Here is a 13733-nt window from a genome sequence, read left to right on the forward strand (position 1 = left end):
ATCAACAAAACGAAACTTCTTAGGAGAACACCATGTTCGCAGGCACTTACGCAATCGACCCAGCACACTCCACCATCGGCTTCGTGGCTCGCCACGCAATGGTCACCAAGACCCGCGGCAAGTTCGACGAGTTCGAGGGCACCATCACCGTCGCTGAAAACATCGCCGATTCCAAGGCGGAGGCCACCATCAAGGCCACTTCCATCAACACCGGCAACGAGGACCGCGACGAACACGTTAAGGGCGATGACTTCTTCAGCGTCGAGCAGTACCCAGAACTAACCTTTAGCGCTACCTCCTTTGACGTTGACGAGACTGGCAACGGCACCGTTACCGGTGACCTCACCATCAAGGGCACCACCAAGCTGGTCACCCTGAACGTCGAGGCAGAGGGCCTGGCAGAGGATCCATTCGGCAACACCCGCTTCGGCTTCGAGGCAACCACCAAGATCAACCGCACCGACTTCGGCATCGACTTCAACGCACCGCTGAAGACCGGCGGCGTCCTGGTCTCCGAGGAGATCAAGATCGAGCTCGAGATCTCCGCTATTAAGCAGTAAGAAATTTGCGGCCAAATTTGGCCCGGCTAGCAGCCATAAACCCCATCACCGATAACGCACCCAAAGTGCGGTCGATGTTGGGGTTTAGTCATGCGCCCACAATGCTCTCCCGCAAGGTTCTCCCACAAGGTCCTTGCACCCGCCAAGCCGAAACAATCAGACCAAGCAGATAAAAACGGAGTCGCGGGGCACGGCAATCCCTAAAATAAGCGACATGGCTAACACGACCTCCCGCAAAACCGCGAACCTCACACAGGCTGAAGCGCAGGCCCGCAGTGCGGCGCTGCAGATTTCCGCTTATCACTTGCACCTTGATGTCAACAGCGCGCCTACCTCGGCGGAGACATTTGAGGTAACTTCCCGCATCACCTTTACGACTAACGCACCTGAGACCTTCGTGGATTACTTGGGCGATAAGGTCCGTTCCGTGCGGCTAAACGGCACGGAGGTGGAAAATACCTTTGATGGTGGGCGCATCTACCTGCGCGATCTTCCGGTAGGCGAGGAGATCAGCGTGGAGATCACGGGCTCCTCACGCTATTCGCGCACCGGTCAGGGCCTGCACCGCATGCAGGATCAGGCCGATGGGAATACCTACCTTTACTCGCACCTTGAGCCTTCCGACGCCCGCCGCATCTTCCCATGCTTCGATCAGCCGGATCTCAAGGCGAATTTCACGGTAACGTTGAGCGGCCCAACAGGCTGGCAGCTGCTTTCGAACCAGCCGGAGGAAAACCGCAGCGAGTCCGGCGATTCCGTGAGCGTCACCTTCGCATCCACTCCGCTGCTTTCTACCTACCTGACCTCCTTTGCCGCAGGGCCCTACGTGTCCAAGCAGCGCACTTGGAACGCGCCGGATAGCACCCTAAGCGCGCAGCTGCGCGCCTTCGCACGTGCGTCGATGGAACAGTACCTCGACGATGAGATCCTAGAAATCACTGCACAAGGCATGGATTTCTTCCACCAGGCGTACAAGTTCCCGTATCCGTGGGGCAAGTACGATTCCATCTTTGTGCCGGAGTACAACCTGGGTGCGATGGAGAATCCGGGCCTGGTGACCTTCACCGAGACCTACCTCTTCCGCTCCCAGGCCACCCGTGCCCAGCATGCGGGCCGCACCAACACGATCCTGCACGAGATGTCGCACATGTGGTTCGGCGATCTCGTGACACCGAAGTGGTGGGATGATCTCTGGCTCAAAGAGTCATTCGCGGAGTTCATGGGAGCGGATTCCTCCGTCGAGGCCACCGAATACACCGAGGCGTGGGCGAACTTCGCAGGCCAGCGCAAGAACTGGGCTTACCTGCAGGATCAGCTGCCCACCACGCACCCCATCAAGGCCGATATCCCAGACGTGGATGCCGCGCGCCAAAACTTCGACGGCATCACCTATGCCAAGGGCGCTTCCGTACTCAAGCAATTGGTGCACTACGTCGGCCGTGAGAACTTCTATGCGGGCGCGCAGGACTACTTCCAGGCCCATGCTTTCGGCGCTGCGACCTTCGATGATCTCCTGGATGCGCTGAAAAACCACACCGAGCGCGATCTCGACGCGTGGTCTGCAGCATGGCTCAAGACCTGGGGTCCAGACACCCTGACCCCGCAGCTGCACGTAGAAGGAGAAAAAATCACGGAGTTGGCCGTGCTCGCCGAGGCCGAGGATGAGACACGTCCGCACCGCCTCAACGCCGCGCTTTTCGACGCCGATCTCAACAAGTACGCGGTCCTCGACGTCGATGTCGCCGGCCCGCGCACGATTGTCGATGCCGCCTCTGGCCTGGCAGCACCCGCATTGCTGCTGCTTAACGATGGCGACCACACCTATGCCAAGGTGCGCTTCGACGAAACCTCACTTGCCACCATCCAAGACAAGCTCTCCGCGATTGAGGATGAGCTTTCCCGCGCCGTCATCTGGACCTCCCTGTGGAACCTCACGCGCGATGGCGAATGGCCGGCTCAAAACTACGTCGACACCGTACTGCGGCACGCAGTAGGGGAGTCGCCGTCACTGCTGGCCACGGCCCTGAACAATGCGCAGTACGCCGTTAGCCATTATCTGCCGGAATCACCCGACTTTGCCAACCACATTTGGCAGCTGCTGCAAGACGCAGAAAAAGGTACCGATACCCACCTGCTGCTCACGCGCGCGGCCATCGCGGCGCTCGGTGACAGCCCGGAGGACACCAACGAGCGCCTGCGTGCAGTGCTTGACGACGCCACGGATCCCGATATTCGCTGGGCCGCGCTGCGTGCGCTCGCAGCCCGTGAGGCAGTGACGAAGGAGGAGCTGGAAGCAGAAAAGCAGCGCGATAACACGCTGACCGGTGCAGCGGCGTACCTCGGCGTATCCCGTTCCTTCCCAGGGGACAAGCACGAGGTCTTTGATATGGTCCTGCGACCTGGCGCTTACTCGAATGCCGAGGTCGATTCCCTGCTTGCCGCTTTCAACGCGCCACGTTCGAAGCAGCTCACCGAGCCTTTCGCCGAAGAGTTCTTCACGGTCTTGGACAAGATCTGGCAGGAGCATCCGATCGAAATCGCCAACCGTCTCGTCCGTGGGCTCTACCCAGAGCTGCCTATGGCAGACGCCGCGACGGACGAGTTCCTGCGCATTGAGCGTCCACGTGCCCTGCGCCGCGTGCTGCTCGAATGCCAGGATCACTTGCGCCGCACGCTGCGGGTCAAAAGTGGTCAATAGGAAAGACACAGTTCGCTAGCGCGACTAGATTCCCCTCGGTTAAAACAGGTTCACATACTTGTTGATCCGGGGGGAATCTACATGTCTGAACGCAGTGATCATGAATTGGTTGAGGCTTTCATCGAGGGGGATAACAAAGCCTTTTCCGTCATAGTAGAAAGGCACCGCGCCCGCCTTACAACTGTGGCGCGCCGTTATACGCACAACGACACCGATGCGCAGGACGTCGTCCAGGAAGCCCTGCTTCGCGCCAGCTGCAATCTGCACAAGTACCGGCGCAAGTCAGCGCTTTCTACTTGGCTGCATCGACTGGTCATGAATTGTGGTTATGACTACGTTAAGCATCGCTCCAACCAGCAAAATTCTTCTCTCGATGTGGACTTCATCGATGATGACCGCAACCATCTGCTTGCGCATAACCCGAACGAGTTCTTGGATGACAAACTGGCAGTCCGCGAAGCCCTAGAGCTGCTGCGCCAAGACCAGCGCGACGCCCTGTATTGGACCGACATTGAAGGCTATGGCATCGCCGAAGTCGCCGCAGCGCAGGGAGTAGCGCCAGGTACTATCAAATCCCGTAGAGCCCGCGCACGTAGCGTGTTACGCAAGGCCATGGCCTAAATAAGGAAATAAGCCTGCGATATTTAGCGTTGCAGGACAGGTCACGTTTAAGCATCAACCCCGTTTCTGATACCCGAATTTAACCATGGCGCGGGTAGGATTTGTGGGGTTAATCCAGCAAAACATTGCAAGGGAGTTTTTAATGACCGTCCACGATGTCGCCATCGTAGGCTCCGGCCCTGCCGGTTACACCGCGGCGCTTTACGCCGCACGCGCTGAACTGAAGCCGATCGTCTTCGAGGGCTTCGAGTACGGCGGCGAACTCATGAACACCACCGAGGTGGAGAACTACCCAGGCTTCCAGAAAGGCATCATGGGCCCAGAGCTCATGGAAGAAATGCGTTCCCAGGCCATCCGCTTCGGCGCGGACCTGCGCATGGAAGTTGTTGACTCTGTCGAGCTGGCAGGGAATATCAAGAAGCTGCACGTTGGAGACGAGGTCTTCGAAGCTCGAACCGTCATTCTTGCCACCGGCGCAGCACCGCGTTACCTGGGCATCCCGGGTGAGGCCGAGCTAGCTGGCCGCGGCGTTTCTGCCTGCGCTACCTGTGACGGCTTCTTCTTCAAGGGCCACAACATCGCCGTCGTTGGCGGTGGTGACTCTGCAATGGAAGAGGCAACCTTCCTCACCAAGTTCGCAGAGACCGTAACCATCATTCACCGCTCCGAGAACTTCCGAGCTTCCAAGATCATGCTGGAGCGCGCAAAGGCCAATCCACAGATCAAGTGGGCTACCAACAAGACCGTAGAGCGCGTTCTCGAGGGCGAGGGCAAGGTTGCCGGCCTGGAGATCAAGGACGCCATCACCGGTGAGGTCTCCACACTGGACGTCACCGCGATGTTCGTTGCCATCGGCCACGATCCACGCTCCGCCTTCCTGGAAGGCCAGGTTGAGCTCAACGAGGGCGGCTACGTCGTCGTTGAGCAGCCTTCCACCAAGACCAACCTGCCGGGCGTCTTCGCCTGCGGCGACTTGGTTGATGACCATTACCAGCAGGCTATTACTGCGGCAGGCTCCGGCTGCCGCGCAGCAATCGATGCGGAACACTTCCTCGCAGAAAGCGTTTAATAATCATGAGCAACGTAACAAGCGTAACCACGGATACTTTCCGTACTGACGTCGTTGAGGCTTCGGCTTCCAAGCCTGTCGTCGTGGACTTCTGGGCTGAATGGTGTGGTCCATGCAAGAAGCTTTCCCCGATTTTGGATGAAGTTGCCAGCGAGTTGGGCGAGGATGTTTCCGTCGTAAAGGTTAATGTCGACGAGGAGCGCACTCTGGGCGGCATGTTCCAGATCATGTCGATTCCTTCTGTGCTGATCTTCCGCAACGGCGAGAAGGTCGACGAATTTGTCGGCCTGCGTTCCAAGTCAGACATCGTGGCACAAATTCAAAAGCAGCTTTAACTGGTAGCCTTATTCACATGCGTCACAGGGCGCACAGTTTTAACACGAGAAAAGGGGTAGGTGTGAATCGCGTTCTGCAGGTCGGTGACCAAAGTGTCCGCGTCGCCGAAGCACGTGCAACCCTCGCCCGTCTCGGCCTCATGAAGGATTACCGAGGCGCACTGTCCGATTGGAAGCAACAAAAGTATTCCGAGACGGAAAAAGTATTCGACGCCGAACTCTCTGAGGTCATCAAGGCCTTTCAGCAGTCTCGCGGAATTGTTCCCACCGGCGTAATCGATGACCTTACCCTTCGTGAGCTGCGCCAGGCTTCTTATAGCTTGGGCGCGCGCGTACTCACGTACGAGCCGGGCAACGTTTTAGTTGGCGACGATGTCGCACAACTTCAGCAGCAACTTCAAGAACTCGGTTTCTACCAGAACCGAGTGGATGGCCACTTCGGTCCCGATACTCACTCCGCACTCATGGAATACCAACTCAACAGCGGTCTCCAGAAGGATGGCGTGTGTGGTCCGACCACGATCAACGCTCTTAATCTGCTGGGCCGCCGGATCACCGGCGGTTCCGCACACAACATCCAAGAGCGCGAGCGTGTCCGCAACGCCGGCCCACAGCTTGCAGGCAAGCGCGTCGTCATCGACCCTGCCTTAGGCGGTGCCGACAAGGGCATCAAGGTCAAGGGCCGCTTTGGTGACGTCACCGAAGAAGAGCTTCTGTGGGACTTGGCAGAGCGCGTGGCCGGACGCATGATTGCAGCGGGCATGGAAACCATCATCTCGCGTCCACGTACCGATAATCCTTCTGTCAAGGACCGTGCGGACCTGGCAAACGCCTTCGACGCCGATCTGGTTATTTCTTTGGCTTGTGACCGCTATCCAAACGAGAAGGCCAATGGCATTGCCACCTTCTACTTTGGTTCAGAGATCGGCAGCTCCTCGCTCATTGGTGAAACTCTTTCTGGTTTCATCCAGCGCGAGATCGTGGCTCGCACGCCACTGCAAAACTGCTGGAACCACGGCCGCACCTGGGATCTTTTGCGCCTGACGCAGATGCCAGTTGTCCAGGTTGTCTTGGGCTATCTCACCAACCCTGGTGACGTAGAAGTGCTTACTACGCCAGCCAAGCGCGATGATATTGCAGAAGCAATCGTGGTTTCTGTAAAGCGCCTCTACCTGCTCGATGATGACGATGCTGTCACCGGCACCTATAAGTTCTCGGAGTTGCTGCGCGCCGAGGAGGCTTAAGCCAAAGCTTTTGCTAGCAGATCTTCTACCGCAGCGGCCGAGAGCAGGTCGAAGGCTGGTGGGAGATCCAGGCGCAGCCGTGGAGTAACGGGGTGGTCTTGGACCACCATAAAACCCGCCGATTCTAAGGTTTCTACTGACAGAAGCCCGATGAAGGCGGGTTTTTCGCGTAATAGGAACTCTGCCTCTTTTGCGTCGCGGTAGCCAAAAGCTTCTACCGCGCTGAACTCACGCGAGGAAAGGTTCATAATCGCGGCGTCGAGAAGCACCGCTTCCAAGCCACGTGCCGCGCGATGGGATTTCACAAACAATGAGGACAGCAAAGCTGCGTCCTGGCTCACGGGTGCGGTAGGCAGCTTGGACGCCCCAGGCGCATAATCAGCGGGGCAGAAGAAGACCGTAGCCTCGTTGCCCACCGTTAGGCCACAGTCGCCGGCGCTTAGGAGCACAGCGGAAATCCACGCCTCTTTCTCGAAGGCGGGATCAGTTACCTCAGTATCAAGCTCCCAAAAGATGGAACGAGCCGCCAAGGGGTTGATTTCCACCCCTTCCTTGACTGACTCGACGAGCATTACTTGCCCTCGATGAGACCAAGGATGCGCTCGAAATCTTCCTGATCGCCAAATTCGACGACCATCTTGCCCTTGCGCTTGCCCATGGTGACGGTGACCTTGGTGTCGAAGCGGTCAGACAGGCGCTCTGCGGAATCGGTGAAGTACTGTGGCTGCGGGGCAGCAGGCTTCTTCTCCTGTGGCTTATCGCCCCTCTTGTACAGCGTAACCGCTTCCTCGGTGGCACGGACGGACAGGCCTTCTGCGATGATGCGGTTGGCGATGAGCTCCATGGCCTCAGCATCGGGCAGGCCCAGCAGGGCACGCGCATGGCCGCCGGATAAGGTGCCAGCAGCGACGCGCTTTTGCACGTTCACCGGGAGCTTGAGCAGGCGAATCATGTTGGTCACCTGCGGGCGGGAACGGCCGAGGCGATCAGCCAGCTCGTTCTGGGTGACGCCGAATTCCTCCAGCAACTGCTGGTAGGCGTGTGCCTCTTCCAATGGATTAAGCTGCACGCGGTGAATGTTTTCCAGCAAGGCATCGCGCAGGAGGTTGTCATCCTTGGTATCGCGGACGATGGCCGGAATGGTGGCAAGTCCCGCCTTGGAGGAAGCACGCCAACGACGCTCACCCATGATGAGCTCAAAGCCGCCCTCATCTGCCGGGCGCACGACGACCGGCTGGAGCAGACCGAACTCCTTGATGGAATGAACGAGTTCTGCGAGGCCTTCTTCGTCGAAGACGGTACGCGGCTGCTTTGGGTTAGGAATGATGTCACCGACCGCGATCTCGCGGTAGGTAGCGCCGATCACGGAAGGCTTTGCCTGACGCTTCTTATTAGCGCCCTGTGGAATGGTTGGCGCGCCCTTCACGCGGGGCTTATCACCAGCTGGACCGCCGGTAGCAGCGCCAAGGATGATATCTGCTGCATCGTTACCAAGGCGCGGCTTGCGGGATGGGGCGTCGGGGCCAGAAGGGATAAGTGCTGCAAGACCCTTGCCGAGGCCACCTTGCTTTTGTTCCGTCATGCTAAAACTTATCCTTCCAATTCAGCGAAAATCTCTGGGCTAACGCCGATGGCGCCAGTGGTGGGGTGCGGGCGGTAGTCACCGCGCGAATCGAGCTCGCGGGCCGCCGCCGAATAAGCCCTAGCACCGGTGGAAGAAGGATCATAGGAGATAACAGTCTTGCCGTAACCCGGCGCCTCAGACACGCGCACCGAACGCGGAATTACATTACCAAGAACTACAGCGCCGAATTGTTCGCGTACTTCATGGGCAACTTGCTCTGCCAATTTGGTGCGGGCGTCATACATGGTGAGCAAAACGGCGGAAATATGTAGTTCCTCGTTGAGGTGCTCACGAATCATGGAGATGTTGCCCAGCAGCTGGCCCACGCCCTCCAGTGCGTAGTACTCGCACTGGATAGGAATGATGACCTCTTCGGCACAGGTCATGGCATTGATGGTCAAAAGGCCCAGCGAAGGCGGGCAATCAATGAAGACGTACTCGAAGCCGTGCTCTTCAAGGAAGCCGTTATGGAGTGCGTCATAAAGGCGGAACTCACGGCGTACCAGCGAGACCATTTCGATCTCCGCGCCAGCCAGATCAATGGTGGCGGGAATACAGAAGAGATTGGCGCTAGAAGGAGACGGCTGCATTGCTTGCTCCGCAGTGCGGTCTCCCAGCAAGACCTCGTAGCTCGAATCAGTGCCCGAGGTATGGGCAGCGCCCACCGCAGTTGAGGCATTGCCCTGCGGGTCCAGGTCGATCACCAACACTTTTTTGCCGGCCTCAGCGAGCGCCGCGGCTAGATTGACAGCCGACGTGGTCTTGCCAACGCCGCCTTTCTGGTTCGCGATGGTGATAAGACGTGGATTAGTCATGCCGTCTACTCTAGTTCACGCGCGGGACACGGATGATAGTCGTGCCCTTGATGGTGGTGACCTCGGCTTTACCTGCGCCAGCACGCTTTAGCTCAGCTGCGTCGCGCTCCAGCTCTTCATACACGGACTCGCCCTTCAAAGCGATCATCTCGCCGCCCACCTTGACCAATGGCAGCGACCACTTGGCAAGCTTGCCCAAGGGCGCGACGGCGCGAGAGGTCACGATGTCTGCACCCTTCACGGCCTTTTTCACTGGGCCTTCTTCGGCGCGGCCGCGGATGACGGTGACGTTATCTAGGCCCAGCAGCTCCTTGACCTCAGACAGGTAATTAGAGCGCTTTAGAAGCGGCTCGATCAGGGTGATATCAAGGTCTGGGCGCGCAATGGCCAGCGGGATGCCTGGGAGGCCTGCGCCACTGCCGACGTCGATTACGCGGGCGCCTTCCGGCATGACATCGCCGATCACGGCACAGTTGAGAAGATGGCGCTCCCACAGGCGCGGGACTTCGCGGGGGCCTATAAAACCACGAATGGACCCGTCTGTAGCGAGCGAATCGTGGTAAGCCTGCGCGAGTGGCAGACGGGAGCCAAATACTTCAGACGGGTCCAAATCGGACACTAGAAACTCCTGTTTTAGTTGTTGTTTTTGCGCTGTTTCTTGGTGCGGTTGTCCTTCTTGCGCACGCCTGGCTTCGGTGCGGAAGTGCGCTTGAGTTCTGCCTTGGCGGCTGCCTCTCGCTCCTCTTCCTCATCCATCTTCTTGTACACGATGCGAGTCTGGAAGAAGGTCCAGACGGTGTTGGCCAACATGTAGAACAGCAAGCCAATAGGCCAAATAGCACCGGAGAAGACCAGCATGCCTGGCATGACCCACAGCATCATCTTGTTCATGATTGCCATCTGCTGCTGCATCATCTCAGCGTTCTGGCCTTGCGGGGTCGGAGTCTTCCCGGAAGCACGGCGTGCCTCCTGGCGGTTAAGCGACATACGGGCATTGAAGTGGGTCAAAACCACAATGATGGCAATCAACGGAACGATGATGACCGCTGCCTGCGACGTCGTGATGCCCTGCTGATCCAGAATCGGCGAGTTCACGCGCAAGTTGGTAATCAGCGGAACGCCAAAGATCTTGGCGTCCAGGAACTGCTGCACCAATTCCGGCTTGAAGATGTAGTTCGCAGTGTTCGCGTTAGCCTCCACCGACATTGGCTCATCAGCTGGGTGACCGAAGCCACCCACAGTCTGAATGGTGCGGTCGAAGGCGCGCAGAACATGGAACAGACCAATGAACATTGGGATCTGAGCGAAAATCGGCAGGCAGCCTGCCATCGGGCGAACGCCAGATTCCTTGTAGATGCGCTGCATCTCTTGCGCAGCCTTGGTTTGGTCATTCGCGTACTTGGTACGCAGCTCCTGGATTTGCGGCTGGATCTCCTGCATCTTGCGGGATGAGCGCAGCTGGGTGATGGTCGGCTTGACCATGATGGCCTTGAGCGTCCACGTCAGCAGGACAATCGAGAGAATCCACGTGATGCCCAAAGAAGGATCCATCACGAAGCTCAAAAGCCAGTGCCAGAACCACAAGACGGCCGAGATCGGCCAATAGATGATATTAAGCAAGGATAGTCCTCAGTTGTTGTTCGTGCCGGGTACGGGATCAAACCCGCCCGGATGCCAAGGGCCGCATTTGCAAACCCTAGCGATGGCCATGCCGGCGCCTTTGAAAGCTCCGTGAACGGAGAGTGCTTCGAGGGCGTAGGCACTGCAAGTCGGTTCAAAACGACAGGTGGAAACCATCTTAAGGGGTGAGAAATACTTTTGGTAGAAGCGCACCGCTTTTACCATCGGTTTTGCCACACCCTTAGCTTCCGGGATTTCGACACCGGAAGAATTTACATACCGCATTTACGCAGAGCCTTGCGGATGTCTTTTTCTAGTTGCTCACTGCTCGCTGTGGCGCTTGCGGGAAGCGCGCGGATAACCAGATCTGCGGTCGGTGGAAGATCCGGAAAGAGGGACCTGCACACATGCCGAAGCCGCCGGGAGGTGCGGTGGCGAACCACTGCATTCCCGACGGCTTTTGAAACAACCAATCCGAACCTTGGGCCAGCGGCCGCAATATCGAATTTGGTGTCTTGGCTGGTGTTGTTACGAAAGTGCACAACAACCGTACGTGTACCGGCCCGCTTGCCGCCCTTGATCGTCCTGCGGAATTCCGCTGGCGAGGTGAGCTTATGCTGGGCTGGAAGCACGATTATGCCGACAGCTTTGCGCGGCCCTTCTTGCGACGAGCTGCGACGATGGCGCGACCTGCACGGGTGCTCATGCGGGTGCGGAAACCGTGCTTACGAGCGCGACGACGGTTGTTGGGCTGGAAGGTACGCTTACCCTTTGCCACGATTATCTCCTTGAAGTTGTGCGCGGAGCCCAGAGAAAGTTATTCCCCCAGCTCCACTGATGAATGGATATGTGAGTAGTTAGCAACCCTTGGGAGTGGGTTCGCACTCACGCGCAACGTCTTCTGTTGCGATAGACCATGACAGATTACGTGACGAATGCAGCCTTGAACAAATCGACACCCGGGTGTACCCAAAATTACAAAGATGTTTTTATCTGCAGCTAAAAGGCTACTTTGCGGGGTCAGAGCACATGTGGCGGCTTGCATTTTAAGTTCACACCATGCACGCACCGAAAAGCATTAGACAGCCCCGCTAACTCGGCGGTAAAACTAAAGAATCGAATTCCACAGCCGTCCACAAGGTGTGAATAACTCTAAATCTTAGCTTTAGACTTTTTGTATTCCAGCAGGTAAATAGCCTAAAGTACCCGATTGATAGTTATCCACAGCCATCGACTAGGCTGTGGATAAACCTTTGTTCCACATCTGTGGATAACTCTGTGGAGATCGAGGTCGTTCCGCAATTTTCGATGTGGATACGTCCGTGAAATTCACTGTAAATTTTTCTCCGTCCGAACTAGGGCCTTCTTCTGGGAAGGCCGCACAAGGTAGGCGCGTTGACTGATCAACAAGCGGTACTTAACGCCAACTGGCGAGCAGTAGTGGAAGATCTGCTCGCCCAATCTGAGAAACCCAACTCAGAGGTACCCAACTTCAACCACACGCAGCGACTGTATCTGCAGCTCGCGCGACCCATCATGATGATGGATGGCTACGCACTGCTGGCAGCACACAATGAAAAGGCCAAGGCAGTCATCGAAACCGATCTCGGCCCACACATCTCGCGTGCCCTTACCCGGCACCTGGGCAGGCCGTGCACGCTTGCTGTAACTCTGGCCAATCCGGTGGAGGAAGAAGCACCGCTTAACGACGCCCCGGCTCAAGCACCGCAGGCGCCTTCACAGCCGCAGTATCAGCCGCCACAGCAGGCTTGGCAGACCAGCCATGCCCCGGCGAGCTTGGATGAACTGGCCGATCATTACAACCAGCAACAGCAGCAGTACCAGCCTCAGCACAATGCAGATGCCCGCATTCCGCGTGAGCAGCCGGCGCACGATCCCAATAGGGAAGAGTCGCTGAATCCAAAGCACACGTTTGAAAACTTCGTTATCGGTTCCTCCAACCGCTTTGCCAACGGCGCGGCGGTGGCCGTAGCGGAAAATCCAGCGCGTGCTTATAACCCACTGTTTATTTGGGGCGGCTCCGGTCTGGGCAAAACCCATCTGTTGCACGCCGCGGGCAACTACGCGCAGGTACTGCATCCGGGTCTGCGCGTGAAGTACGTTTCTTCCGAGGAATTTACTAACGACTACATCAATTCTTTGCGCGATGACCGCCAGGAGTCCTTCAAGCGGCGTTATCGCAATCTGGACATCTTGATGGTTGATGACATTCAGTTCTTGGAGGGTAAGGAATCGACTCAGGAGGAGTTCTTCCATACCTTTAATGCGCTGCATCAAGCCAATAAGCAGATCATCTTGTCTTCTGACCGTCCGCCGAAGCAGCTGACCACCCTGGAGGATCGCCTGCGCACTCGCTTCGAAGGTGGTTTGATCACGGATATTCAGCCGCCAGACCTTGAGACCCGCATAGCCATCTTAATGAAGAAGGCAGCTGCGGACGGCACCGAAGTAGATCGATCTGTTCTAGAGCTCATCGCTTCGCGCTTCGAGTCTTCTATTCGCGAGCTTGAAGGCGCGCTGATTCGCGTTTCTGCTTATTCCTCTTTGGTTAACGAGCCGATCAGCTTGGAGATGGCGGAGATCGCATTGCACGATCTCGCGCCCGATTCAGCGGGACGTGAAATTACGGCAACTGCGATCATGGAAGTAACAGCAGAGTTCTTCGACATCGACGTCGAGACCCTGCGCGGTGCGGGCAAAAAGCGCGCCGTCGCTCATGCCCGCCAGTTGGCTATGTATCTCTGCCGCGAGCTGACTGAGCTTTCCTTGCCGAAGATCGGTGATCAGTTCGGAGGCAAGGATCATACGACTGTCATTTATGCCGATCGCAAGATCCGTAAGGAAATGACAGAAAACCGCAATACCTACGATGAGATCCAGGCGCTGACCCAAAGGATCAAGAACCACAGCCGTTCTTAAAACGCTTTCTGCAGCTAGAAATATAACCCGCCACCTGCACTTAGGTGGCGGGTTATATTTATCCACAGCGTTATTCACACCTGTGTAATTTCATTGTTGTAATTCATAGATCTTCGACACATTTTTGTTTTTCACAAAGCATTCGCCCTGATCAGGAGCTTGTGATCAACGCTGTGATCAAATTCCACAATCCTGGGGATAGATTGT

At 57.1% G+C, this 13733-nt stretch carries 15 protein-coding genes; 7 read left to right on the forward strand and 8 right to left on the reverse strand.

Features of this window, described 5'->3' with window-relative positions; genetic code table 11:
• Positions 1-32 precede the first annotated feature (32 nt).
• The 6 genes from QKB66_RS08895 to QKB66_RS08920 all read left to right on the forward strand — a co-directional run bounded on the left by QKB66_RS08895 (position 33) and on the right by QKB66_RS08920 (position 6527).
• Positions 33-560, forward strand: coding sequence for a YceI family protein (locus QKB66_RS08895; RefSeq protein WP_096336400.1), 528 nt, complete (start codon positions 33-35; stop codon positions 558-560).
• Positions 561-774: 214 nt separating this feature from the next.
• Positions 775-3258: an aminopeptidase N gene (gene pepN / locus QKB66_RS08900; RefSeq protein ID WP_414253146.1), complete on the forward strand. Its 2484-nt coding sequence runs from the start codon at positions 775-777 to the stop codon at positions 3256-3258.
• Between the two features lie 81 nt (positions 3259-3339).
• Positions 3340-3879 (forward strand): sigma-70 family RNA polymerase sigma factor, encoded by a 540-nt coding sequence (locus tag QKB66_RS08905; RefSeq protein ID WP_062036523.1) that lies wholly within the window; start codon positions 3340-3342, stop codon positions 3877-3879.
• Between the two features lie 142 nt (positions 3880-4021).
• On the forward strand, positions 4022-4948 hold the full coding sequence (gene trxB, locus QKB66_RS08910; RefSeq protein ID WP_062036520.1) for a thioredoxin-disulfide reductase: 927 nt from the start codon (positions 4022-4024) through the stop codon (positions 4946-4948).
• Positions 4949-4953: 5 nt separating this feature from the next.
• Positions 4954-5283, forward strand: coding sequence for a thioredoxin (gene trxA, locus QKB66_RS08915; RefSeq protein WP_070432478.1), 330 nt, complete (start codon positions 4954-4956; stop codon positions 5281-5283).
• Between the two features lie 62 nt (positions 5284-5345).
• Positions 5346-6527: an N-acetylmuramoyl-L-alanine amidase gene (locus tag QKB66_RS08920; RefSeq protein WP_414253147.1), complete on the forward strand. Its 1182-nt coding sequence runs from the start codon at positions 5346-5348 to the stop codon at positions 6525-6527.
• Here QKB66_RS08920 and QKB66_RS08925 read toward each other — a convergent pair.
• Genes QKB66_RS08925 through rpmH form a run of 8 tightly spaced genes read right to left on the reverse strand, consistent with a single transcriptional unit; the run spans position 6524 to position 11364 of the window.
• Positions 6524-7099, reverse strand: a complete 576-nt coding sequence (locus QKB66_RS08925) for a hypothetical protein (protein WP_061925507.1) — start codon at positions 7097-7099, stop codon at positions 6524-6526. The genes QKB66_RS08920 and QKB66_RS08925 overlap by 4 nt on opposite strands.
• Complete coding sequence (locus tag QKB66_RS08930; RefSeq protein WP_070432480.1) at positions 7099-8109, reverse strand: ParB/RepB/Spo0J family partition protein; 1011 nt, start codon at positions 8107-8109, stop codon at positions 7099-7101. Before QKB66_RS08930 ends, QKB66_RS08925 begins: the two co-directional genes overlap by 1 nt.
• Positions 8110-8117: 8 nt before the next feature.
• A complete protein-coding gene (locus QKB66_RS08935; RefSeq protein WP_061925513.1) occupies positions 8118-8966 on the reverse strand; it encodes a ParA family protein in 849 nt (282 codons plus the stop codon).
• Positions 8967-8976: 10 nt separating this feature from the next.
• Positions 8977-9585, reverse strand: a complete 609-nt coding sequence (gene rsmG / locus QKB66_RS08940) for a 16S rRNA (guanine(527)-N(7))-methyltransferase RsmG (RefSeq protein ID WP_070432481.1) — start codon at positions 9583-9585, stop codon at positions 8977-8979.
• A gap of 14 nt (positions 9586-9599) precedes the next feature.
• Entirely contained in the window at positions 9600-10586 is a 987-nt protein-coding gene (gene yidC, locus QKB66_RS08945) for a membrane protein insertase YidC (protein WP_248092843.1), read from the reverse strand.
• 9 nt (positions 10587-10595) lie between these two features.
• The gene (gene yidD / locus QKB66_RS08950; protein ID WP_246817643.1) at positions 10596-10871 is read right to left on the reverse strand and encodes a membrane protein insertion efficiency factor YidD; all 276 of its coding nucleotides are present in this window, start codon (positions 10869-10871) and stop codon (positions 10596-10598) included.
• Positions 10859-11218 (reverse strand): ribonuclease P protein component, encoded by a 360-nt coding sequence (gene rnpA, locus QKB66_RS08955; protein ID WP_062042802.1) that lies wholly within the window; start codon positions 11216-11218, stop codon positions 10859-10861. Before rnpA ends, yidD begins: the two co-directional genes overlap by 13 nt.
• Before the next feature lie 2 nt (positions 11219-11220).
• The gene (gene rpmH / locus QKB66_RS08960; RefSeq protein ID WP_005530694.1) at positions 11221-11364 is read right to left on the reverse strand and encodes a 50S ribosomal protein L34; all 144 of its coding nucleotides are present in this window, start codon (positions 11362-11364) and stop codon (positions 11221-11223) included.
• Between the two features lie 617 nt (positions 11365-11981).
• Here rpmH and dnaA point away from each other — a divergent pair.
• Positions 11982-13526, forward strand: a complete 1545-nt coding sequence (gene dnaA / locus QKB66_RS08965) for a chromosomal replication initiator protein DnaA (protein ID WP_070432482.1) — start codon at positions 11982-11984, stop codon at positions 13524-13526.
• The last annotated feature ends 207 nt before the right edge of the window (positions 13527-13733 follow it).

This window comes from Corynebacterium sp. c25Ua_89 (assembly GCF_047459735.1).
GTDB classification, from domain to species: Bacteria; Actinomycetota; Actinomycetes; order Mycobacteriales; family Mycobacteriaceae; genus Corynebacterium; species Corynebacterium simulans.

Excerpts from the sequence above, each read along its gene's own strand:
- QKB66_RS08895 (WP_096336400.1), top strand. The coding sequence starts at position 33 with ATGTTCGCAGGCACTTACGCAATCGACCCAGCACACTCCACCATCGGC.
- QKB66_RS08905 (WP_062036523.1), top strand. The coding sequence starts at position 3,340 with ATGTCTGAACGCAGTGATCATGAATTGGTTGAGGCTTTCATCGAGGGG.
- yidD (WP_246817643.1), bottom strand. The coding sequence starts at position 10,871 with ATGCGGTATGTAAATTCTTCCGGTGTCGAAATCCCGGAAGCTAAGGGT.
- trxB (WP_062036520.1), top strand. The coding sequence starts at position 4,022 with ATGACCGTCCACGATGTCGCCATCGTAGGCTCCGGCCCTGCCGGTTAC.
- QKB66_RS08925 (WP_061925507.1), bottom strand. The coding sequence starts at position 7,099 with ATGCTCGTCGAGTCAGTCAAGGAAGGGGTGGAAATCAACCCCTTGGCG.
- QKB66_RS08935 (WP_061925513.1), bottom strand. The coding sequence starts at position 8,966 with ATGACTAATCCACGTCTTATCACCATCGCGAACCAGAAAGGCGGCGTT.
- pepN (WP_414253146.1), top strand. The coding sequence starts at position 775 with ATGGCTAACACGACCTCCCGCAAAACCGCGAACCTCACACAGGCTGAA.
- trxA (WP_070432478.1), top strand. The coding sequence starts at position 4,954 with ATGAGCAACGTAACAAGCGTAACCACGGATACTTTCCGTACTGACGTC.
- QKB66_RS08930 (WP_070432480.1), bottom strand. The coding sequence starts at position 8,109 with ATGACGGAACAAAAGCAAGGTGGCCTCGGCAAGGGTCTTGCAGCACTT.